The organism is Achromobacter pulmonis, assembly GCF_902859765.1.
Lineage (GTDB): Bacteria > Pseudomonadota > Gammaproteobacteria > Burkholderiales > Burkholderiaceae_B > Achromobacter > Achromobacter pulmonis.
On sequence record NZ_CADIJV010000010.1, the window covers coordinates 1 to 22,400 of the forward strand.

Annotated in this window: 22 protein-coding genes; 18 read left to right on the forward strand and 4 right to left on the reverse strand. The window is 64.5% G+C overall.

Annotated features, from left to right (window positions below; genetic code table 11):
• Nucleotides 1–649, forward strand: a 649-nt coding sequence (locus HV701_RS10585; protein WP_175133022.1) for a phosphatase PAP2 family protein, incomplete at its 5' end; no start/stop codon positions are given.
• On the opposite strand, the gene HV701_RS10590 is transcribed toward HV701_RS10585, so the two are convergent.
• The 3 genes from HV701_RS10590 to HV701_RS10600 are packed head-to-tail and all read right to left on the reverse strand — an operon-like array spanning nt 620 to nt 2,108.
• Nucleotides 620–1,054 (reverse strand): NAD(P)-binding domain-containing protein, encoded by a 435-nt coding sequence (locus HV701_RS10590; RefSeq protein WP_175133023.1) that lies wholly within the window; start codon nt 1,052–1,054, stop codon nt 620–622. The two genes, HV701_RS10585 and HV701_RS10590, sit on opposite strands and share 30 nt — an antisense overlap.
• A complete protein-coding gene (locus HV701_RS10595) occupies nt 1,051–1,497 on the reverse strand; it encodes a PaaI family thioesterase (RefSeq protein ID WP_175133024.1) in 447 nt (148 codons plus the stop codon). Before HV701_RS10595 ends, HV701_RS10590 begins: the two co-directional genes overlap by 4 nt.
• A complete protein-coding gene (locus tag HV701_RS10600; protein WP_175133025.1) occupies nt 1,494–2,108 on the reverse strand; it encodes a TetR/AcrR family transcriptional regulator in 615 nt (204 codons plus the stop codon). Before HV701_RS10600 ends, HV701_RS10595 begins: the two co-directional genes overlap by 4 nt.
• A gap of 433 nt (nt 2,109–2,541) precedes the next feature.
• On the opposite strand from HV701_RS10600, the gene HV701_RS10605 reads away from it, so the two are divergent.
• The 17 genes from HV701_RS10605 to HV701_RS10685 all read left to right on the forward strand — a co-directional run bounded on the left by HV701_RS10605 (nt 2,542) and on the right by HV701_RS10685 (nt 21,438).
• A complete protein-coding gene (locus tag HV701_RS10605; RefSeq protein WP_175133026.1) occupies nt 2,542–3,654 on the forward strand; it encodes a porin in 1,113 nt (370 codons plus the stop codon).
• 303 nt (nt 3,655–3,957) lie between these two features.
• Entirely contained in the window at nt 3,958–4,317 is a 360-nt protein-coding gene (locus tag HV701_RS10610) for an NADH-quinone oxidoreductase subunit A (protein ID WP_020924744.1), read from the forward strand.
• Nucleotides 4,318–4,359: 42 nt separating this feature from the next.
• Complete coding sequence (locus tag HV701_RS10615; RefSeq protein ID WP_006217960.1) at nt 4,360–4,836, forward strand: NuoB/complex I 20 kDa subunit family protein; 477 nt, start codon at nt 4,360–4,362, stop codon at nt 4,834–4,836.
• Between the two features lie 82 nt (nt 4,837–4,918).
• A complete protein-coding gene (locus HV701_RS10620; RefSeq protein ID WP_175133027.1) occupies nt 4,919–5,545 on the forward strand; it encodes an NADH-quinone oxidoreductase subunit C in 627 nt (208 codons plus the stop codon).
• 3 nt (nt 5,546–5,548) lie between these two features.
• On the forward strand, nt 5,549–6,805 hold the full coding sequence (locus tag HV701_RS10625) for an NADH-quinone oxidoreductase subunit D (RefSeq protein WP_175133028.1): 1,257 nt from the start codon (nt 5,549–5,551) through the stop codon (nt 6,803–6,805).
• A 48-nt stretch (nt 6,806–6,853) separates the two neighbouring features.
• Nucleotides 6,854–7,348 carry an NADH-quinone oxidoreductase subunit NuoE gene (gene nuoE, locus HV701_RS10630; RefSeq protein ID WP_006389212.1) on the forward strand — a complete coding sequence of 165 codons (495 nt, stop codon included), beginning with the start codon at nt 6,854–6,856 and terminating at the stop codon, nt 7,346–7,348.
• On the forward strand, nt 7,345–8,712 hold the full coding sequence (gene nuoF, locus HV701_RS10635) for an NADH-quinone oxidoreductase subunit NuoF (RefSeq protein WP_175133029.1): 1,368 nt from the start codon (nt 7,345–7,347) through the stop codon (nt 8,710–8,712). The genes nuoE and nuoF overlap by 4 nt, the downstream gene beginning before the upstream one ends.
• A 15-nt stretch (nt 8,713–8,727) precedes the next feature.
• The gene (gene nuoG, locus HV701_RS10640) at nt 8,728–11,055 is read left to right on the forward strand and encodes an NADH-quinone oxidoreductase subunit NuoG (RefSeq protein WP_175133030.1); all 2,328 of its coding nucleotides are present in this window, start codon (nt 8,728–8,730) and stop codon (nt 11,053–11,055) included.
• Nucleotides 11,055–12,128, forward strand: coding sequence for an NADH-quinone oxidoreductase subunit NuoH (gene nuoH, locus HV701_RS10645; RefSeq protein WP_175133031.1), 1,074 nt, complete (start codon nt 11,055–11,057; stop codon nt 12,126–12,128). The genes nuoG and nuoH overlap by 1 nt, the downstream gene beginning before the upstream one ends.
• A 21-nt stretch (nt 12,129–12,149) precedes the next feature.
• Nucleotides 12,150–12,638 carry an NADH-quinone oxidoreductase subunit NuoI gene (nuoI, locus tag HV701_RS10650; protein ID WP_175133032.1) on the forward strand — a complete coding sequence of 163 codons (489 nt, stop codon included), beginning with the start codon at nt 12,150–12,152 and terminating at the stop codon, nt 12,636–12,638.
• 17 nt (nt 12,639–12,655) lie between these two features.
• Nucleotides 12,656–13,306 carry an NADH-quinone oxidoreductase subunit J gene (locus HV701_RS10655; RefSeq protein WP_175133033.1) on the forward strand — a complete coding sequence of 217 codons (651 nt, stop codon included), beginning with the start codon at nt 12,656–12,658 and terminating at the stop codon, nt 13,304–13,306.
• On the forward strand, nt 13,303–13,611 hold the full coding sequence (gene nuoK, locus HV701_RS10660; RefSeq protein ID WP_006217969.1) for an NADH-quinone oxidoreductase subunit NuoK: 309 nt from the start codon (nt 13,303–13,305) through the stop codon (nt 13,609–13,611). The genes HV701_RS10655 and nuoK overlap by 4 nt, the downstream gene beginning before the upstream one ends.
• Before the next feature lie 17 nt (nt 13,612–13,628).
• The gene (nuoL, locus tag HV701_RS10665; protein WP_175133034.1) at nt 13,629–15,656 is read left to right on the forward strand and encodes an NADH-quinone oxidoreductase subunit L; all 2,028 of its coding nucleotides are present in this window, start codon (nt 13,629–13,631) and stop codon (nt 15,654–15,656) included.
• Nucleotides 15,653–17,155: an NADH-quinone oxidoreductase subunit M gene (locus HV701_RS10670; protein ID WP_175133035.1), complete on the forward strand. Its 1,503-nt coding sequence runs from the start codon at nt 15,653–15,655 to the stop codon at nt 17,153–17,155. Before nuoL ends, HV701_RS10670 begins: the two co-directional genes overlap by 4 nt.
• Nucleotides 17,156–17,164: 9 nt before the next feature.
• Nucleotides 17,165–18,649 carry an NADH-quinone oxidoreductase subunit NuoN gene (gene nuoN, locus HV701_RS10675; RefSeq protein WP_175133036.1) on the forward strand — a complete coding sequence of 495 codons (1,485 nt, stop codon included), beginning with the start codon at nt 17,165–17,167 and terminating at the stop codon, nt 18,647–18,649.
• Nucleotides 18,650–18,662: 13 nt separating this feature from the next.
• Nucleotides 18,663–18,992, forward strand: coding sequence for a DUF2818 family protein (locus tag HV701_RS10680; RefSeq protein ID WP_175133037.1), 330 nt, complete (start codon nt 18,663–18,665; stop codon nt 18,990–18,992).
• A gap of 196 nt (nt 18,993–19,188) precedes the next feature.
• Nucleotides 19,189–21,438: a TonB-dependent receptor gene (locus HV701_RS10685; protein WP_175133038.1), complete on the forward strand. Its 2,250-nt coding sequence runs from the start codon at nt 19,189–19,191 to the stop codon at nt 21,436–21,438.
• A gap of 99 nt (nt 21,439–21,537) precedes the next feature.
• Here HV701_RS10685 and serB read toward each other — a convergent pair whose 3' ends face one another.
• The gene (serB, locus tag HV701_RS10690) at nt 21,538–22,395 is read right to left on the reverse strand and encodes a phosphoserine phosphatase SerB (protein ID WP_175133039.1); all 858 of its coding nucleotides are present in this window, start codon (nt 22,393–22,395) and stop codon (nt 21,538–21,540) included.
• Nucleotides 22,396–22,400: the final 5 nt, after the last annotated feature.

A 22,400-nucleotide genomic window follows, 5' to 3' on the forward strand; every position in this document is an offset into this window, starting at 1 on the left:
GGCGGTGCGCGCGGCCGGCTGGGGCGCGGCCGTGGCGCTGGCCGGCGCGCTGTTCCTGACGCTGGCCTACGCGGTGACGCGGCCCGGTGTGGTGGTGGAATTCGACAGCGCCCTGGCCGGCGCGCTCAGCATGTCAATGGGCGATTCCCTGTTATGGCTGCTGTCCTGGTTCACCACGCTGGGCGACCGCGACGTCCTGACGGTATTCGCCATTGTGATGACCCTCGCGCTGCTGGCGCGCCGCCAGTGGGGCCTGGCGCTCTTCTGCGTGGCTGCCACCGGCGGCGGCGGGCTGATCAACCGTGTCCTCAAATACGGCTTCGAGCGCGCGCGGCCCGAGCACGATCACGGATTTGCCACCGCGCTGGGCTGGAGTTTTCCCAGTGGTCATGCCTCGGCCGCGATGGCGGTATACGGCACGGCCTGCTACCTGGCCTGGCGCCTGGCGCCCGCGCCCTGGCGGCTGCCGGGCGTGGCGCTGGCGGCGGGGCTGGTGATGGCGATCGGCCTGAGCCGCGTCCTGCTGCAAGTGCATTTCGCCAGCGACGTGGTGGCCGGTTTCGCCATCAGCTTCGCCTGGCTGGTGCTGTGCGCGGCCGTGGCCGAACGCCAGGCTGCCTCAGCGCGGCGCGATCAGGGCGTTCAATAGGCGGGCGTCGGGTGCGCCGTCCGGGCGCGGCCGCAGCGGCGCGCAGGCGTAGCGGCCGCCGGCGGTGGTGATCGCCTGGTCCAGGCGGCGCGCGCGCTCGGCCGGCGGCGGTTGCAGGTCCACGATCAGCTTGCCTGCCACAGGCGCGGTCACTTCGCCGTCGCTGAAGCGCTCCAGCGTGCGGTCGATCTCGCGTTCGCGCGGCAGGGCCAGCACGATGGTGTCGGATTCGGCCAGCGCCTCGCGCGCCGAGGTCGCCAAGGTGGCGGCGCCACGGAAATCCTCGCAACGGTCCGGATCGACGTCATAGACGGTCAGGGCGATGTCGGGCTCGGCCGCAAGCAGGCGCCGCGCCGCCTGGGTGCCGGTGCGGCCCATGCCGACGATGCTGATGCGCGGGCTCATGGCTTGGGGACCGACCAGGTGCTGACGATATGGGCCAGCGGTTCATCGCTGCCGGCGCCGGTCAGGATGACCTCGCCCGCCGCCAGGCGGCCCACCTTGAGCAGCCGCGCATCGGCGTGGATCGCGCCGGCCGGGCTTTTGCGCAGGAAATTGATGGTCAGGCTGGCGGTCACCGCGTGCGCCTGGCCGGTGGCGCCGACCACGGCGGCATACATGGCCAGATCGGCCAAGCCCATCAGCATCGGACCGGCAACGATGCCACCGAGCCGCTGGTGGCTGTCGCGCGCCGGCAGCACGGCCCGCGCCGTGCCGCGGCCGATATGCCGGACCTCGATGCCGAGCAGGAGCGAAAAAGGGTGCTGCTCGGCCAGCAACAGCCGGAAGTCGGCCAGGCTGATCAGCGGCGCGTCGGGATCGGCGCAGGGCGGGCGCGTGGCAGTCATCGTTGTTCCAGCGCGAGACAGTAATGATCCAGCAGGACGTCGGCCTGCTGGCCCAGTGATTTCAAGCGGCGGGTATGCAGCAGCAGCAACAGCCCGATCAGGTAGGTGAAGACATTCATCTGTTCGACCTGTACCCGCTCGGCCGTCCAGGACTTGGTGTGGGCCAGCGCCTGCCCCAGCACGTCGACACATTGCCGCAGCCGGTCGTTGAGTTGCTCGTCCATGTCGCGGCCGAGCCCGCGCGGGCACAGCCCCTGGAACAGGTACAGCCCCAGCGAGAAATCGGTGCGGCGCTCGGCGTAGTAGCCGAAAAAGGCCTGGATGGCCCGGCGCGCCGCCGTGGCGGGAACGCCGGTGGCGGTCGCGCCCAGCAGGTGGGCGTGCAGGCGCTGCAGGGATTCGTCCAGCAGGGAGCCATATAACGCCTCCTTGCCCGCGAACCAGGGATAGATCGCGCCCGTCGTGCAACCCGCTTCCTTGGCGATGGCGCGCAGGCTGGTCTTCTCCAGGCCGTCGCGCTCGAACACGCGCTGGGCGGCGTCCAGGATGAGTTGCCGCCGCAGGGCGGTCAGGCGTTCGTTGCGGTCGCTGCGGGGCGTACGGAGGGTCATTGGGGATATCCAGGTGTTCTTGAATAATATCGGCGCTTTATTCAAATAACAATGTCATTTCTAGTGGGTGAGGGGAGTGCCGCGCACGCGCTCCGGCAGCCCGTCGGCGGGTGCCAGGGAGATCGGGAATCGGTCTTGAAATGGATCTGAAAGAAACCAGGGATGGGTTCGACAAATATTAGGGCCAGGGCTGAAAGTCGCATGGATACGTGGTCATTGGTAAAAAGCAGGGTTAGCCCTATGGGGAGTCGGTCTGATGTTGCAATATCCCAACAGGCCTGTCGCAAACCTGCACTTTTCTGGTGTCGACCATAGCCAGCCCCCCCGATTTTTGATGCAATAGCGTCAACTTCCCTTCGCGGAGTTAGGGGGGGCGGCAGGCTGGTTTGCTGGATTGCTGCTCTTGTCACTCAAATCAACGGAGATTTCTTAAATGAAAAAGACTCTGCTCGCTGCCGCCCTGCTCGCCGGTTTTGCCGGTGTCGCCCAGGCAGAAACGTCTGTCACCCTGTACGGCATCATCGACACGGGCCTCGGCTACAACAAGATCAGCGGTGGCACTGACGCTCAGAACGGCAGCAAGTTCGGCATGATCAACGGCGTCCAGAACGGTTCGCGCTGGGGTCTGCGTGGTTCGGAAGATCTGGGTGACGGCCTGCGCGCTGTTTTCCAACTGGAATCGGGCTTCGACTCGGGTAACGGCACCTCGGCTCAAGGTGGCCGTCTGTTCGGCCGTCAAGCCACGATCGGTCTGGCCAGCGACAGCTGGGGTCAAGTTGACTTCGGTCGTCAAACCAACATCGCCTCGAAGTACTTCGGTTCGATCGATCCGTTCGGCGCCGGTTTCGGCCAAGCCAACATCGGTCTGGGCCTGAGCGCCGCGAACACCGTCCGCTACGACAACATGGTCATGTACCAGACCCCGTCGTTCAGCGGCTTCCAGTTCGGCGTCGGCTACTCGTTCAACGCCAATGACACCAACACCGCTCAGACCGGCTTCCGCACCGCTGACAACACCCGCGCCATCACGACCGGCCTGCGTTACGTCAACGGCCCGCTGAACGTCGCTCTGTCGTACGACCAACTGAACGCCTCGAACAAGCTGACCCAAGGTCAAGTTGACGCCACCCCGCGTCAATACACCATTGGCGGTTCGTACGACTTTGAAGTCGTGAAGCTGGCTCTGGCCTACGCTCGCACGACCGATGGCTGGTTCGGTAGCCAAGACGTCAAGACCTCGGCTGGTTCGATCGGCTTCGGCACCAACGCCTTCGCCGATGGCTTCAAGGCCAACTCGTACCTGGTCGGTCTGTCGGCCCCCATCGGCGGCGCCAGCAAGCTGTTCGGTTCGTGGCAGCGTGTGTCGGCTTCGAACGACAAGCTGACCGGCGACGACGCCACGATGAACGTGTTCAGCCTGGGCTACACCTACGACCTGTCCAAGCGCACCAACCTGTACGCCTACGGTTCGTACGCCAAGAACTACGCGTTCCTGGATGGCGTCAAGTCGACCGCCGTCGGCGTGGGCCTGCGTCACCGCTTCTAATCGAAAGCAGGGTGCAAGCCCTGCCAAGATTCGTAGTGCATGAGCTGGCTGCGGCCAGCTCATATGAAGCCACCCTTCGGGGTGGCTTTTTTATTTGAATCAGTGTCCGTCGTGACCCGAAATCGGGTGGGCGCGAGGCGCCTGGATGGAGATTGCGGTATCCTGTTTGCGTCCCGTCAAAGACTGCGATTGTTCCACCGGAGAAATGCAGTCTTTCACCCGCTGTTCACGCTACAGAGTTCAGCCGGAAGTAACCGCGCGAATGCTACAATCCTAAGGTTTGCGCATTTGACGGACGCCTGAATGAACCTGCAACAGTATTTCCCCGTCCTGCTGTTTATCGTAGTGGCCACCCTTATCGGGTTCGCGCTTCTGACGGCGGGCTCCCTCCTTGGCCCGCGGCGTCCCTACGCCGAGAAGCTATCCCCCTATGAGTGCGGCTTCGAAGCGTTCGAAGACGCGCGCATGAAGTTTGACGTGCGCTACTACCTGGTGGCGATCCTGTTCATTCTTTTCGACCTGGAAATCGCGTTCCTGTTCCCGTGGGCCATCGCCCAGGGTACGGTTGGAATCGTCGGCTTCTGGACGGTCATGGTTTTCCTCGCCGTGTTGACCGTCGGCTTCATCTACGAATGGAAAAAGGGCGCGCTGGACTGGGAATAACCCGCCGGGTTATTTCATCACCGCACGCTATCAGAGACGAATATGGCTATAGACGGCATTCTCAAGCAAGGGTTCATCACAACCAGCGCCGACAAGTTCCTTAACTGGGCGAAAACCGGCTCCATGTGGCCCATGACCTTCGGCCTGGCCTGTTGCGCGGTCGAGATGATGCACGCGGGCGCGGCCCGCTACGACCTGGACCAGTTCGGCATCATCTTCCGCCCGAGCCCGCGTCAGTCCGACCTGATGATCGTCGCCGGCACGCTGTGCAACAAGATGGCGCCGGCGTTGCGCAAGGTCTACGACCAGATGCCCGAACCGCGTTGGGTGGTGTCGATGGGCTCCTGTGCCAATGGTGGCGGTTACTACCACTACTCGTATTCCGTGGTGCGCGGCTGCGATCGCATCGTACCGGTAGACGTCTACGTGCCGGGCTGCCCGCCCACGGCCGAGGCGCTGGTCTACGGCTTGCTGCAGATGCAGAACAAGATCCGCCTGACCAACACGATTGCGCGCTGAGTTTGCGCTCCGGTCCGTGGCCGCCGCAAATGCCGCCGCAGGATCCCGCGAAACAGCGTATCGGTTCACCTAAGCGTACAAGATGATGACCAGGCTCGAAACCCTGAAAAACAATTTGCAGACCACCCTCGGCGCCGACATCGCGCTGACCGAGGCGCTGGGCGAGCTGACGCTCGAAGTGCCCGCGCAGCAGTGGTTCTCCGTCTGCAACAAGCTGCGCACCGAAGCCGGCCTGCGCTTTGAAATCTGTATCGACCTCTGTGGCGTCGATTACCTGACCTGGGGCAACGGCACGCGCCAGCTGCCCGAGGAAACCAACGCCAAGGTGCACCGCTCGCGTTTCGCCGTGGTCGCGCACCTGCTGTCGGTCGAGCACAACTGGCGCCTGCGCGTGCGCACCTGGGCGCCGGACGACGAGTTCCCGATGGTCGCATCGCTGATGGAATGCTGGCCGGCCGTGGGCTGGTTCGAGCGCGAGGCGTTCGACCTGTACGGCATCGTCTTCGAAGGCCACCCCGACCTGCGCCGCATCCTGACCGACTACGGCTTCATCGGCCACCCGTTCCGCAAGGACTTCCCGCTCTCGGGCACCGTCGAAATGCGCTACGACCCGGAACAGAAGCGCGTCATTTACCAGCCCGTCACGATCGACCCGCGCGAGATCACGCCGCGCGTGGTGCGCGAAGACACCTACGGCTTGGGACGTTGAATCATGGCAGAAATCAAGAACTACACGCTCAACTTCGGTCCGCAGCACCCGGCCGCCCACGGCGTGCTGCGCCTGGTGCTCGAACTGGACGGTGAAGTCATCCAGCGCGCCGATCCGCACATCGGCCTGCTGCACCGCGCCACCGAAAAGCTGGCCGAGCACAAGACCTACATCCAGGCGTTGCCCTACATGGACCGCCTGGATTACGTGTCCATGATGTGCAACGAGCACGCCTACGTCATGGCCATCGAGAAGCTGCTGGGCGTCGAAGCCCCGCTGCGCGCGCAGTACATCCGCGTGATGTTCGACGAAATCACGCGCCTCCTGAACCACCTGATGTCGCTGGGTTCGCACGCGCTGGACGTGGGCGCCATGGCGGTGTTCCTGTACGCCTTCCGTGAACGCGAAGACCTGATGGACTGCTACGAAGCGGTCTCGGGCGCACGCATGCACGCGGCCTACTACCGTCCGGGCGGCGTCTATCGCGACCTGCCGGACACCATGCCGCAGTACGGCGACTCCAGCAAGTATCGCGGCGACAAGGAACTGCGCGTCATGAACGACGCGCGTTCGGGCTCGCTGCTGGATTTCATCGAAGACTTCACCAACCGCTTCCCCGCCTGCGTCGACGAGTACGAGACCCTGCTCACCGACAACCGCATCTGGAAGCAGCGCCTGGTCGGCATCGGCGTGGTCGATCCCGACCGCGCCAAGGCGCTGGGCTTCACCGGCCCGATGCTGCGTGGCTCGGGCGTGGCCTGGGACCTGCGCAAGATGCAGCCCTACGAAGTCTACGATCTGCTCGATTTCGACATTCCCGTCGGCGTCAACGGCGACTGCTACGACCGCTACCTGGTCCGCATCGCCGAAATGCGCGAGAGCAACCGCATCATCCGCCAGTGCGTGGAATGGCTGCGCAACAACCCGGGCCCGGTCATGATCGAGAACCACAAGATCGCCCCGCCCAAGCGCACCGCCATGAAGACCAACATGGAAGAGCTGATCCACCACTTCAAGCTCTTCACCGAAGGCTTCCACGTGCCCCCGGGTGAAGCGTTCGCCTCGGTGGAACACCCCAAGGGCGAGTTCGGCATCTACCTGGTGTCGGACGGTGCCAACAAGCCGTACCGCCTGAAGATTCGGGCGCCCGGCTTCGCCCACCTGCAATCGCTGGACGAAATGTCGCGCGGTCACATGATCGCCGACGCCGTCACCATCATTGGTACGCAGGACATCGTTTTCGGCGAGATCGATCGCTGATCCGCCCAGAACCGTCACGAGCACGCCCGCATAACCCGGATTCAAACTATGCTGCTTTCCGAACAGGCCTACCAGAAAATCGACCGAGAACTCGCCAAGTTCCCGGCCGACCAGCGGCAGTCCGCCATCATGGCCTCTCTTGCCATCGCGCAGGAAGAGAAGGGCTGGTTGGCTACCGACATCATCGAAGACGTGGCCAACTACATCGGCGTCCCGCCCATCGCGGTCCAGGAAGTCGCCACCTTCTACAACATGTTCGACGTCAAGCCCGTCGGCAAGACCAAGATCGCGGTCTGCACCAACTTGCCCTGTGCCTTGCGCGACGGCGAACGTGCCGGCGACTACCTCAAGCGCAAGCTGGGCGTGGACTACCGCGAAACCACCGCTGACGGCCAGTTCACCCTGGTCGAGGGCGAGTGCATGGGCGCCTGCGGCGATTCCCCCGTGCTGATCGTGAACAACAAGCATATGTGCGTGCGCATGACCGAAGAGAAGCTGGACGCGCTGGTCGCGGCCCTCAAGGCGCAAGGAGAGTCGGCATGAACGCGCCCGACATCTACAAGCAGTTCGCGCAGGGCCTGGAGCCCAACCCGCTGAACGACCTGTCCAATTCGATGTGCCTGCACGGCCGCCACATCAAGCCGCAGATCATGGCCGACGTCGACGGCGCCAACTGGCGCCTGGCCGACTACGTCAAGCGCGGCGGCTACGAAGCCCTGCGCAAGATCCTCACCACCGGCATGAAGCCGGAAGACGTGATCGCCGAGGTCAAGGCGTCGGGCCTGCGCGGCCGTGGTGGCGCGGGTTTCCCGACCGGCCTGAAGTGGAGCTTCATGCCGCGCGCCTTCCCCGGCCAGAAGTACCTCGTCTGCAACTCCGACGAAGGCGAGCCCGGCACGTTCAAGGATCGCGACATCCTGCGCTTCAACCCGCACATCGTGATCGAAGGCATGGCGATTGCCGCCTACGCCATGGGCATCAGCGTCGGCTACAACTACATCCACGGTGAAATCTTCGAAGTCTACGAGCGCTTCGAAGAGGCCCTGGAAGAGGCGCGCGCCGCCGGCTTCCTGGGCGACAAGATCCTGGGTTCGGAATTCAACTTCCAGCTGCACGCGTTCCACGGCTACGGCGCCTATATCTGTGGCGAGGAAACCGCGCTGCTCGAATCGCTGGAAGGCAAGAAGGGCCAGCCGCGCTTCAAGCCGCCGTTCCCGGCCAGCTTCGGCCTGTACGGCAAGCCCACCACCATCAACAACACCGAAACCTTCGCGGCGGTGCCCTGGATCATCCGCAACAGCGGCCAGGCCTATCTCGAAGTCGGCAAGCCCAACAACGGCGGCACCAAGCTGTTCTCGATCACCGGCGACGTCGAGCGTCCCGGCAACTACGAGATCCCGCTGGGTACGCCGTTCTCGACCCTGCTGGAACTGGCGGGCGGCATGCGCGGCGGCAAGAAGCTCAAGGCCGTGATCCCCGGCGGCTCGAGCGCTCCGGTGCTGCCGGCCGACATCATGATGGAAACCACGATGGACTACGACGCCATCGCCAAGGCCGGTTCCATGCTGGGCTCGGGCGCCGTGATCGTCATGGACGAGACGCGCTGCATGGTCAAGTCGCTGCTGCGCCTGTCGTATTTCTATTTCGAGGAAAGCTGCGGCCAGTGCACGCCGTGCCGCGAAGGCACCGGCTGGCTCTACCGCATGGTGCACCGCATCGAGCACGGCCACGGCCGTCCGGAAGATCTGGACATGCTGGACAACGTGGCCGGCAACATCATGGGCCGCACCATCTGCGCCCTGGGTGACGCCGCCGCCATGCCCGTGCGTGGCTTCCTCAAGCATTTTCGCGACGAATTCGCGCACCACATCGAGCACAAGTCGTGTGTGGTTCCGCAATATCTGTAGGTCTCAGGAACAGCAATGGTTGAACTAACCGTCGACGGCAATACGGTAGAAGTGCCCGAAGGCAGCATGGTGATGCATGCGGCCCAGAAAGTCGGGCTTTACGTGCCGCATTTCTGCTACCACAAGAAACTGTCCATCGCGGCCAACTGCCGCATGTGCCTGGTCGAAGTGGAAAAAGCGCCCAAGGCGCTGCCCGCCTGCGCCACCCCCGTGACGAACGGCATGGTCGTGCACACCTGCTCCGAGAAGGCTCGCGCCGCTCAGAAGTCGGTGATGGAATTCTTGCTCATCAATCACCCGCTCGACTGCCCGATCTGCGATCAGGGCGGCGAATGCCAGCTGCAGGACCTGGCCGTGGGCTACGGCGGCTCTTCCTCGCGTTACCAGGAAGAAAAGCGCGTGGTGTTCCACAAGGACCTGGGTCCGCTGGTTTCCGCCGAGGAAATGAGCCGCTGCATCCATTGCACCCGCTGCGTGCGCTTCGGCCAGGAAATCGCCGGCGTCATGGAACTGGGCATGCTGGGCCGCGGCGAGCACTCGGAAATCACGTCGTTCGTGGGCCGCTCGATCGAGTCCGAACTGTCGGGCAACATGATCGACATCTGTCCGGTGGGCGCGCTGACCTCCAAGCCCTTCCGCTATAGCGCTCGCACCTGGGAACTGGCCCGCCGCCGTTCGGTCAGCCCGCACGACAGCCTGGGCGCCAACCTGGTGGTCCAGGTCAAGGGCGACCGCGTCATGCGCGTGGTGCCGTTCGAAGACGAAGCCATCAACGAATGCTGGATCAGCGACCGCGACCGCTTCTCGTACGAGGGCCTGAACAGCGAAGACCGCCTGGCCGCCCCGATGATCAAGGGCGCCGATGGCAAGTGGCAGGAAGCCTCCTGGGCCGACGCCCTGGCCGCCGTGGCCCAGGGCCTGTCGCGTGTGCGTGACAGCTTCGGCGCCGGCCAGATCGGCGCGCTGGCGTCCGAATACGCCACCACCGAGGAATACGCGCTGCTGGGTCGCTTGGTCCGCGCGCTGGGTTCCGAGAACATCGACTTCCGCCTGCGCCAGACCGATCCGGCCTTCGACGCCGCGCTGACCGGCGCGCCGTGGCTGGGCATGCCCATTGCCGAACTCGACAACCTGGACCGCGTCCTGGTGGTCGGCTCGTTCCTGCGCAAGGACCACCCGCTGATGGCCCAGCGCCTGCGCCAGGCCGCCAAGCGCGGCACGCAGATCCTGATGGTCGACAGCGCCGCCGACGATCCCCTGATGCCGGTCGCCGGCCGCCTGACCGTGGCCCCGTCCGAGCTGCCGCGCGCCCTGGCCGAAGTGGCCGTGGCCCTGGCGCAAGCCAAGGAAGCCGCGGTGCCGGCCGAGTTCGCCGCGGTCACGCCGGGCGAGAACGCCAAGATCATCGCCGCCAGCCTGGCGTCGGGCGCCAACACCGCCGTGCTGATGGGCAACCTGGCCGTGGCCAGTGCCCAGGCCTCGACCCTGGCCGCCAACGGCCGCGCCGTGGCCGACCTGGCCGGCGGCAAGTTCGGTTTCCTGACCTCGGGCGGCAACACCGTCGGCGGTTACCTGGCCGGCGCCATCCCGGGCAAGGGTGGCAAGAACGCCGCTGCCATGCTGGCCGAGCCGCTCAAGGCCTACGTGGTGCTGCATGCCGAGCCGCTGCTGGATGCCGATAACGGCCAGCAAGCGATCGCCGCGCTGCGCGGCGCGCAATTCGCCGTGGCGCTGACGCCTTACCGCTCGGCCGCCGCCGAATGGGCCGACGTCATGCTGCCGGTGGCGCCTTTCACCGAAACCTCGGGCACGTTCGTCAACGCCCAGGGCCTGGCCCAGAGCTTCAAGGGCACGGTCGCGCCGTTCGGCCAGACCCGTCCGGCCTGGAAGGTCCTGCGCGTGCTGGGCAACGTCCTGCACCTGGCCGGCTTCGATGACGAAACCTCCGAGTCCGTGCGCGACACCGCGCTGGCCGGCGGCGTCGAAGCCCGCCTGTCCAACGACATCAAGGCGCCGCTGGGCCTGGGTCAGGCTCTTACCGGCCTGGAACGCGTCGCCGACGTGCCGATCTACCGCAGCGATGCCATGGTGCGCCGCTCGGAGCCGCTGCAGGCCGCGCCGGCGTCCAAGCTGCCCGCCGCGCGCATGAACGGCAACACGCTTACCAGCCTCGGCCTGACCGCCGGCGTCAAGGTGCGTGTGACGGGCGGGCAGGGCGCTGTCGAGCTCGAAACCGTGCAGGACGACGCCGTGGCCGACCGCGCCGTGCGCATCGCCGCAGCCTTTGAAAATACCGCAGCCCTGGGTGGCGCATTTGGTCAACTCAGCGTGGAGCGTGCCTGATGGAATGGCTCAATGTTCTTGAAAGCCAGGGAACGGCATTGCTGGGCCCGACGGTCTGGATGGTCCTGTGGACCCTCATCAAGATCGTGGTCATCGCCGTGCCCATCATCCTGTGCGTCGCCTACCTGACGTACTGGGAGCGCAAGATGATCGGCGCCATGCACGTGCGCATGGGCCCGAACCGCGTCGGTTTCAAGGGGCTGCTGCAGCCGTTCGCCGACGTCTTCAAGCTGCTGACCAAGGAAGTCGTGGTCCCCAGCCAGGCCAACAAGGTGCTGTTCGTCGTGGCCCCCGTGGTCACGCTGATGCCGGCGTTGGCCGCCTGGGCGGTGGTGCCGTTCGGCCCCGACGTGGTGCTGGCCAACGTCAACGCCGGCCTGCTGTACATCATGGCCATCACGTCGATCGGCGTGTACGGCGTGATCGTCGCCGGCTGGGCCTCGAACTCCAAGTACGCCTTCCTGGGCGCGCTGCGCGCCTCGGCCCAGATGCTGTCGTATGAACTGGCCATCGGTTTCGTGCTGGTGACGGTGCTGCTGGTGTCCGGCAGCCTGAACATGTCCGAGATCGTGCATGTGCAGAACCGCGGTTGGTTCGCCGACAAGGGCCTGACGTTCCTGTCCTGGAACTGGCTGCCGCTGTTGCCGCTGTTCGTGATCTATGTGATTTCGGCCGTGGCCGAAACCAACCGCCACCCGTTCGACGTGGTGGAAGGCGAATCGGAAATCGTGGCCGGCCACATGGTCGAGTACTCGGGCATGGCCTTCGCGCTGTTCTTCCTGGGCGAATACGCCAACATGATCCTGCTGTCGTGCATGGCCTCGATCATGTTCCTGGGCGGCTGGGCTTCGCCGATCGACATCGCGCCGCTGACCTGGATTCCGGGTTGGATCTGGCTCGGTCTGAAGACGTTTGTCGTGGTTTCGTTGTTCGTGTGGTTCCGGGCGTCGTTCCCGCGTTACCGCTACGACCAGATCATGCGTTTGGGTTGGAAGATCTTCATCCCGCTGACCGGCGTTTGGCTGGTCGTTGTGGCGATCTGGATGCAGACGCCCTGGAACATTTGGCGCTAAGCCGCCAGGCAGAGGCAGGATATGGAAGCGATCAAAGATTTCTTCGGCAGCTTGATGCTGACCGAACTGCTCAAGGGCATGCGCCTGACGGGCAAGTATTTCTTCAAGCGCAAGGTCACCTTGCGCTACCCGCAGGAAAAGACGCCGACCTCGGCGCGTTTCCGCGGCCTGCACGCGTTGCGCCGCTACCCCAACGGGGAAGAGCGCTGCATCGCGTGCAAACTGTGTGAAGCCGTGTGCCCCGCGCTGGCCATCACCATCGAGTCGGACCAGCGTGACGACGGCACCCGCCGCACCACGCGCTACGACATCGACCTGACCAAGTGCATTTTCTGCGGCTTCTGTGAGGAAAGCTGCCCGGTGGACTCGATCGTGGAAACGCACATCCACGAATACCACGGCGAAAAGCGCGGCGACCTGTATTTCACCAAAGACATGCTGCTCGCCGTGGGCGACCGCTACGAAGCCGAAATCGCCCGCCGCCGGGCCGAAGACGCTCCCTACCGTTGAGCCCAGGGTCCTGATCCATGACTTTTACCACTGTCCTGTTTTACATACTGGCCGCCGTGCTGGTGATCGCGGCGTTCCGCGTGATCACCGCGCGCAGCCCGGTCACCGCCGTCCTGCACCTGATCCTGGCGTTCGCCAACGCGGCCATGCTGTGGATGCTGCTGGGCGCCGAATTCCTCGCGCTGCTGCTGGTGCTGGTGTACGTGGGCGCCGTGATGGTGCTGTTCCTGTTCGTCGTCATGATGCTGGACATCCGCATGGATGCCCTGCGCCAGGGCATGAAGACCTACCTGCCGCTGGGCCTGGTGATCGGCCTGGTGATGGTGCTGGAAATGGCCTTCGTGCTGGGTTCGACCTGGTACGGCTCGGGCCCGCAAGCCCCGGTGGCCGGCGACTACAACAATGCCCGCGCCCTCGGTGAAGCGATGTACACGCACTACATCTATGCCATCGAAGTCGGCGCCGCGCTGCTGCTGGTCGGCATGGTCGCCGCCATCGCGCTGACCCTGCGCCGCCGTCGTGACGTCAAGTACAACGACCCGGTCGCCGCCGTCCGCGTGCGTTCGAAGGACCGTTTCCGCATGGTGAGCATGCCCGCCCAGAGCGAGCGCGCCCGGGCGCAGAACGGCACCGCCGCGCCCGCCGCGCCCCAAGGAGAAAAACAATGACGCTGACGCTGGCCCATTATCTGATCCTGGGGGCGATCCTGTTCGCCATCGGGATCTTCGGCATCTTCCTGAACCGCCGCAACCTGATCATCCTGCTGATGTCCATCGAGCTGGTGCTCCTGGCCGTCAACATGAACTTCGTGGCGTTCTCCAGCTGGTTCGGCGACACCGCCGGGCAGGTGTTCGTGTTCTTCATCCTGACCGTGGCCGCCGCTGAAGCGGCGATCGGCCTGGCCATTTTGGTGCTGCTGTTCCGCAACCTGAACACGATCAACGTTGACGAACTCGATCGCCTGAAGGGCTGACGGGGTATTGGAAGAAAATGTCTAGCTCACCCAATCTCTACCTGCTCATCGCGCTGGCGCCGCTGGCCGGAGCAATCCTCGCGGGCCTTTTCGGCACCGGGTTCCTGGGCCGTCCGATCGGCCGCCGCGCCTCGCACGTCATCACCATCCTGGGCGTGCTCATCTCCGCCATCGGTTCGGTGGTGGTGCTGGGCGACGTGCTCAACGGCCTGCGCTTCGACGGCGCGGTCTACACCTGGAGCCTGATCGGCCAGACCAAGCTGGAAATCGGCTTCCTGATCGATCCGCTGTCGGCCATGATGATGGTCGTGGTGACCTCGGTGTCGCTGATGGTGCACATCTACACCATCGGCTACATGGCCGACGATCCCGGCTACCAGCGCTTCTTCTCGTACATCTCGCTGTTCACGTTCTCCATGCTGATGCTGGTGATGTCGAACAACATGGTGCAGCTGTTCTTCGGCTGGGAAGCGGTGGGTCTGGTGTCGTACCTGCTGATCGGCTTCTGGTACACCCGCCCCACGGCGATCTTCGCCAACATGAAGGCGTTCCTGATCAACCGCGTCGGCGACTTCGGCTTCGTGCTGGGCATCGGCCTGCTGTTCGCCTACGCCGGCACCATGCACTACGGTGAAGTGTTCGCCCAGGCCGACAAGCTGGCCAAGCTGACGCTGCCCGGTTCGGACTGGATGCTGCTGACCGTGGCCTGCATCTGCCTGTTCATCGGCGCCATGGGCAAGTCGGCGCAGGTTCCCCTGCACGCCTGGCTGCCCGACTCGATGGAAGGCCCGACCCCGATCTCCGCGCTGATCCACGCCGCCACCATGGTGACGGCCGGCATCTTCATGGTCGCGCGTTTCTCGCCGCTGTTCGAGCTGTCGGACACCGCGCTGTCGTTCATCATCGTGATCGGCGCCATCGGCGCGCTGTTCCTGGGCATCCTGGGCATCATCCAGAACGACATCAAGCGCGTGGTGGCGTATTCGACGCTGTCGCAGCTGGGCTACATGACCGTCGCGCTGGGCGCCTCGGCCTACTCGGTGGCGATCTTCCATCTGATGACGCACGCGTTCTTCAAGGCGCTGCTGTTCCTGGGCGCGGGTTCGGTCATCATCGGCATGCACCACGACCAGGACATCCGCAACATGGGCGGCCTGCGCAAGTACATGCCCATCACCTGGATCACCTTCCTGCTGGGCACGCTGGCCCTGGTCGGCACGCCGTTCTTCTCGGGTTTCTACTCGAAGGAACACATCATCGAAGCCGCCGGCGCCGCCCACGTCTGGGGCGCCAGCTTTGCCTACTACGCCACGCTGATCGGCGTGTTCGTGACCTCGCTGTACTCGTTCCGCGTGTACTTCCTGGTCTTTCATGGCAAGGAACGCTTCGATACCAGCGACCACGGTCATGGCCACGGCCATGACGACCACGGCCACGACGACCATGGCCATGGCCACCACGGCGGCAAGCCGCACGAGTCGCCCTGGGTCGTCACCCTGCCGCTGATCCTGCTGGCGATCCCGTCGGTGCTGATCGGCGCCTGGGCGGTGGATCCGATGCTGTTCGGCAAGTTCTTCAACGGCGTGATCACGGTGCTGCCGCAGCATCCCGCCATGCACGAACTGCACGAGGAATGGCATGGCTGGGTCGCCTTCGGCCTGCACGCCTTCCAGACCCTGCCGTTCTGGCTGGTCGTGGCCGGCGCGGTCATCGCCTGGTACTGCTACCTGATCAACCCGAAGGTGCCGGCCGCGATCAAGTCGAGCCTGTCTGGCGTGAACAAGGTGCTTGAGAACAAGTACTACGTCGACTGGGTCAACGAGCAGATCATCGCCCGCGGCCTGCGTTGCCTGGGCCGTGGCCTGTGGCAGACCGGCGACCGCGGCATCATCGACGGCTTGCTGATCAACGGCAGCGCCCGCGTGGTGGGCTGGGTGTCGGCCGTCAGCCGCCACCTGCAGTCCGGCTTCATCTATCACTACGCGTTCGCGATGATCATCGGCATCATGGCGCTGGTGACTTTCTTTGTGCTGATTCCCCAATGATGGCAAGCGAGATGGCATCCAACACTTTCCCCTGGCTCACGCTTGCGATCTTTGTCCCGATCGTATTCGGCCTGCTGGTGCTGGCGCTGGGCCGTGACGACCGTCCCGGCCTGACGCGCGGCCTGTCGCTGATCGGCTCGATCGCCGGCTTCCTCGTCACGATCCCGCTGTACACCGGGTTCGACTCCAAGACGGCTGCCATGCAGTTCGTCGAGAAGGCCTCCTGGATCGAAGCCTTCAACGTCAACTACCACCTGGGCATCGACGGCATTTCGCTGTGGTTCGTGCTCCTGACCGCGTTCATCACCATCATCGTGGTGCTGGCTGGCTGGGAGGTCATCACCAGCCGCGTGTCGCAGTACATGGCCGCCTTCCTGATCCTGTCGGGTCTGATGGTGGGCGTGTTCTGCGCGCTGGACGGCATGCTGTTCTACGTGTTCTTCGAAGCCACGCTGATCCCGATGTACATCATCATCGGCGTCTGGGGCGGACCGAACCGGGTGTACGCGGCCTTCAAGTTCTTCCTCTATACCCTGATGGGTTCGCTGCTGACGCTGGTCGCGTTCATCTACCTGTGGAATGCTTCGGGCGGCTCGTTCGACATCCTGACCTGGCAGCAGACCAAACTGGGCTACACCCCGCAGATCCTGATTTTTGTGGCGCTGCTGGCGGCGTTTGCCGTCAAGGTGCCGATGTGGCCGGTGCACACCTGGCTGCCGGATGCCCACGTCGAGGCGCCCACGGGCGGCTCCATCGTGCTGGCCGCGATCATGCTGAAGCTGGGCGCCTACGGCTTCCTGCGCTTCTCGCTGCCGATCGCGCCGGACGCCTCGCACAGCCTGGCCGGCCTGATGATCACGCTGTCGCTGATCGCCGTGATCTACATCGGCCTGGTGGCGATCGTGCAGGACGACATGAAGAAGCTGGTGGCCTATTCGTCGGTCGCCCACATGGGCTTCGTCACCCTGGGTTTCTTCATCTTCAACACGGCCGGCGTCGAAGGCGCCATCGTGCAGATGATCTCCCACGGCTTCGTCTCGGGCGCCATGTTCATGTGTATAGGCGTGCTCTATGACCGCATGCACTCGCGCCGCATCGCCGACTACGGCGGCGTGGTCAACGTGATGCCGCGCTTCGCCACGTTCTTCATCCTGTTCTCGATGGCCAACAGCGGCCTGCCGGCCACCAGCGGCTTCGTCGGCGAGTTCATGGTGATCATGGGCGCGGTCGAGCACAACTTCTGGATCGGCCTGCTGGCGGCCACCGCCCTGATCCTGGGGGCGTCGTATTCGCTGTGGATGGTCAAGCGCGTGGTGCTGGGCGACATCGCCAACGACCACGTTCGCGAGCTGACCGATATCAACCGCCGCGAATTCGTGATTCTTGGCGTGATGGCGATCGCCGTGCTGTACATGGGGATCTATCCCAAGCCCTTCACCGACGTGATGCACGTGTCGGTCGAGGCCCTGCTGCAACACGTTGCCGTCTCGAAACTGTAAGACAAGACAATGATGCAATCCCAAATCGATTTCGCCCTGGCGACACCGGAAATCCTCCTGCTGGTTTTCGGCCTGGCTATCCTGCTCGTCGACGCGGTCAGCAATCACCCCGAGCGCAAGCCGACGTTCCTGTTGACCATGCTGGCGCTGGGCGTGCTGACCGTGGTGTCCGCATTGCAGTGGAAGAACGGTGTCACCGGCTCGACCTTCAACGGCCTGTACGTCACCGACGAACTGTCGCACCTGCTCAAGATCGCCTCGTATATCGCGGTGGCGGTCACGCTGGTCTACGGCCGCGTCTACGCTCAGTTGCGCGACATGGTCCGCGGCGGCGAGCTGTACGTGCTGACGCTGTTCGCCCTGCTGGGCCAGATGGTGATGATCTCGTCGGGCAACCTGATCTCGATCTACCTGGGCCTGGAGCTGATGTCGCTGGCGCTGTACGCGCTGATCGCGCTGCGCCGTGACAACGTCGTCGCCACCGAAGCCGCCATGAAGTACTTCGTGCTGGGCGCGCTGGCCTCGGGCTTCCTGCTGTACGGCATGTCGATGGTCTATGGCGCCACCGGTCATCTCGACCTGGCCGAAGTCTCCAAGGTCATCGCCGCCGGCAAGGCCGAGAAGATGGCGCTGGTGTTCGGCATCGTGTTCCTGGTGTCGGGCCTGGCGTTCAAGCTTGGCGCGGTGCCGTTCCACATGTGGGTGCCGGACGTCTACCAGGGTTCGCCGACCGCGGTCACGCTGATCCTGGGCGGCGCGCCCAAGCTGGCGGCCTTCGCCATTACGCTGCGCCTGCTGGTCGACGGCCTGCATGGCCTGGCCGCCGACTGGCAGCCGATGCTGATGATCCTGGCGGTGCTGTCGCTGGCCATCGGCAACCTCACCGCCATTGCGCAGACCAACTTCAAGCGCATGCTGGCCTACTCGACCATCTCGCACATGGGCTTCGTGCTGCTGGGCCTGATGTCGGGCTCGGTGGCCGGCAAGCCGGAACTGGCCTCGGCCGCCTACGGCGCCTCGCTGTTCTACATGCTGACCTACGTGCTGACCACGCTGGCCAGCTTCGGCATCGTGCTGTTGCTGTCGCGCCAGGGTTTCGAGTGCGAGCAGATCGACGACCTGAAGGGCCTGAACCGCCGCAGCCCGTGGCATGCCGCCGTCGTGCTGCTGCTGATGTTCTCGCTGGCCGGCATTCCGCCGCTGGTGGGCTTCTATGCCAAGCTGGCGGTGCTGCAGGCCCTGATCAGCGCCGGGCACGTCACCCTGGCCGTGGTTGCGGTGCTGTTCTCGCTGATCGGCGCGTTCTACTACCTGCGCGTGGTCAAGGTGGTGTACTTCGACGAGCCGGCGGCCGATGCCGCCCCGATGTCGGCCACCTTGGGCCAGCGCGGCGTGCTGTCGGTCAACGGCCTGCTGATCCTGGTGCTGGGGCTGTTGCCCGGCGGCCTGATGGCCCTGTGCGTGCAGGCCATCCGCAGCTCGCTCAGCCTGTGAGCGGAACGGAGCCATGAACCAGACCCTGGCGGTATGGCTCCTGATCGCGCTGGCCCTGGTCAGCGCGAACCTGCCGTTCCTCACCGAGCGGGTGTTTGCGGTGTTGCCGTGGAAGCGGGGCGGAGCCGAGGCAGTCAAGCCGTTCTGGCTGCGCCTGGTTGAAGTGCTGGTGTTCTACCTGATCGTGGGCGCCCTGGGCTTCGCGTTCGAGTCCGTGCTGGGTAACCGCTTCAAGCAGACTTGGGAGTTCTACGCCATCACCTTGAGCCTGTACCTGGTGTTGGCCTATCCCGGCTTCGTGTATCGCTACCTGTTCAAGCGCCATCCGCCGCTGCGGCCCTGAGCGCGCCGCGCGATCGCCGTCATCGTAAACGCCCCGTAAGGGGCGTTTTTGTTTTGGCGGTGTGGGCGTCGATTACCGTTTTTGTGGTTAAAAGCCGTCAAGCTTCGTCATGCTCGCGTTACCGCGTCCGATTTCGCTGATTGGGGCGGGGTCGGGCCACTTTCCCGTAGAGAATCGCAATCTTTCATAAGCAGGAATGATTGTCATTTCTGCGCGGGAGAGATTAATCGTGAAACACGAAGATTCGTACGCGTTGAATTCATTGGCCGGGTCGTTGGCGGCCGCGGTGGCGGTCCCCGCGCTGTTCATCAGTCCCTATGCGATGGCGCAGTCCGGCGCCGGGCACGTCCCGCAGCTCGCGCCGGTCCAGGTGCAGGGCGAGACCTCGCCCTACCAGCCGGACAGCGTCCAGTCGCCCAAGATGACGGCGCCGCTGCTGGACACGCCGCGCTCGGTGCAGGTGGTGCCCAAGCAGGTCATGTCCGATCAGTCCGCGACATCGTTGCAGGACGTGCTGCAAAATTCGCCGGGCATTACCTTCGCGGCCGGCGAGGGCGGCCGCGCTGGCGGTGACCTGCCCATCATCCGCGGCCAGAACGCCGCCAGCAGCCTGTTCCTCGATGGCGTGCGTGACGTCAGCATGCAGGCGCGCGACACCTTCAACCTGGAGCAGGTCGAGATCATCAAGGGGCCCGACTCGGTCTATGCCGGCCGGGGCGGCGCGGGCGGCAGCATCAACATGGTCAGCAAGGCGCCCAAGGCCAAGGATGCGATCGAAGCCACCGGCCAGATCGGCACGGATCACAATTATCGCGGCACCCTCGACAGCAACTGGCGCCTGGGCGAAAAGACGGCATTCCGCCTGAACGTCATGGGCTCCAAGGGCGACGTGCCGGGACGCGACAAGGCGGTGAACTTCGAGCGATGGGGCATGGCGCCGTCGCTGACGCTGGGGATGGGCACGCCGACCCGCATCACGCTCAGCTACTACCATTACCAGAACGACAGCATGCCGGACTACTCCATTCCGTATGACCCGCAGGTGGGACTGCCGGTCACGGAGACGCTTGGCATCAGCCGCAAGAATTTCTACGGCCTGGCCGGACGCGATTTCATGAAGACGCGCGACGATATGGCCACCGTTGACTTCGAGCACGATTTTTCCGATAAGCTCAAGCTGCGCAACGTGCTGCGATACGGCCATGAAACCGCCGACTATCTCGCCACCCAGCCCAACCTCACGCTCGCGAACCTGCCTGCCGGGATTGTGGACAGGCCGGCATATGGCAGGTATTTCGTCACCAAGGCGTTCACTAACCAGACCGATTTGAGCGGGGAGTTCCAAACGGGTGCGCTCAAGCACGGCTTTGACCTGGGCTTCGAATACAGCTCAGTCAAGCAGACCATGGCGAGAAACAACGACCAGGTCCTGGTGTCCGACGGTATTACGGCTTGCCCGGACGCGCTGGCGCATACCTCATTGCACAATCCCGATCCGAATGTGTCCTACCCTTGCCGTACCGCCCGCGGTCTGGCGGCTCCCTATGCCACCGACACCTTGGCGCTGTACGCCTTCGACACCATCAAGTTCGGCGAACACTGGCAGGCCAGTGGTGGGCTGCGCTGGGATAACTACCGCACCAGCGGCCGTCCTTCGGCGACGGAACACTACAGCCGCACCGACAATCTCGTGAACTATCAGCTGGGCCTGGTCTACAAGCCGGTGCCGGCAGGCACCCTCTACGCGAGCTATGGCACCGCGTCCACGCCCTCCGCGGTGGCGGGCACCACGGCTTCCGACATCTTGCGCAGAGACCGTGACGAGGCTGCGGCTCCGGAAAAGAGCCGCTCGATGGAGGCAGGCGTCAAATGGCAGATGTTCGACGAACGCTTGACGCTGTCGGGCGCGGTGTTTCATGACAGGCGCAAGAACACCAATGTCGAGGTGCTGCCGGGCGAATACGAGCAGGTGGGCCAGACCCGCGTGCGCGGGATCGAACTGGGCTTCTCGGGCGCCATCACGCCGGCCTGGAATGTCTATGGTGGTTATATCTTCATGGACAGCAAGCTGATCCGCGGCGGTCGCAGGGACGTCGGCGCCGAGGGCCAGGAGCTGCCGAATACGCCGCGCCACGCGTTCAGCCTGTGGTCTTCCTACAAGGTGCTGCCTGAACTGACGCTGGGCGGCGGCGCCTACTATGTCGCCAAGGCCTATGGCAACGCCGATGCGAGCGTCGCGGCGAACGGCGCGCCCAGGGCGCGCTGGGTGCCGTCATACTGGCGCTTCGACGTGATGGCCAAGTACAAGGTCAATCCCAGCCTGTCGGTACAACTCAACGTGATGAACCTGTTCGACCAGACCTTCTACACGCGGGCCCGGCCGAGCAACCATGCCGCGCTCGGGACGGGGCGGGCAGCCATGTTGTCTGTACGCCTTCGCTACTGAGCGGCGCGCACGATAGGCATTCCCGGCAATGCCGTTCATCCAGCCGGATGAACGGCATTTTTCATGGCGCGTTGTTTTGCGTGGCGGAACGTGCCACGCTCAGCTTTCAAACCAGTTCAGCACGCCGTCCAGCCCGGACACGTTCAGCGCGTAGCGCGTCTGCTGCCGTACCAGCGGCTTGGCGTGATACGCCACGGGGAAGCCCGCGGCCGCCAGCATCTTCAGGTCGTTGGCGCCGTCGCCCATGGCGATGATCTCTTCCTTGGTCGCGCCGTGGGTACGCGCGAACTCGCGCAGATAGACGGCCTTGGCGTCGGCATCGAGGATGTCGCCCAGCACGCGGCCAGTCAACACGCCGTTGTCGATCTCCAGCGTGTTGGCGTGCGCGCTGTCCAGCTTGAGGCGTTCGCGCAGGCGGTCGGTGAAGAAGGTGAAGCCGCCCGACACCAGCAGCACCTTGATGCCGGCGGCCTGGGCGGTGGTGATCAGGCGCTCGGCGCCCGGGTTCAGGCGCAGCTTGTCGGTGTAGACCTGCTCCAGGGCTTGCGCGGGCACGTCCTTGAGCAGCGCCACGCGGCGGCGCAGGCTTTCGGCGAAATCCTTGATCTCGCCGCGCATGGCCGCTTCGGTGATTTCGGAGACCTTGTCCTTGACGCCCGCCACGCCGGCGATCTCGTCGATGCACTCGATGTTGATCAGCGTCGAGTCCATGTCCATCGCCAGCACCTTGCAGTGCGCCAGCTTCAGGCCGGCCGGCACGAAGGCGGTGTCGATGCCGTGGCGCTCGGCCCAGGCCACCACGTCGGCGCGGGTCGCCTCGTCGTGCTGCACGTCGAGCAGGCGCGCGGCCGTGGCGCTGATACGGGCCACGCCTTGGGCCTGCGCCAGTGCGGCGAGCTGTTCGGCATGTTCGACCGTCAGGCCGGGGGATTGGACGACGAGGTGATGGATAGTCATAAAAA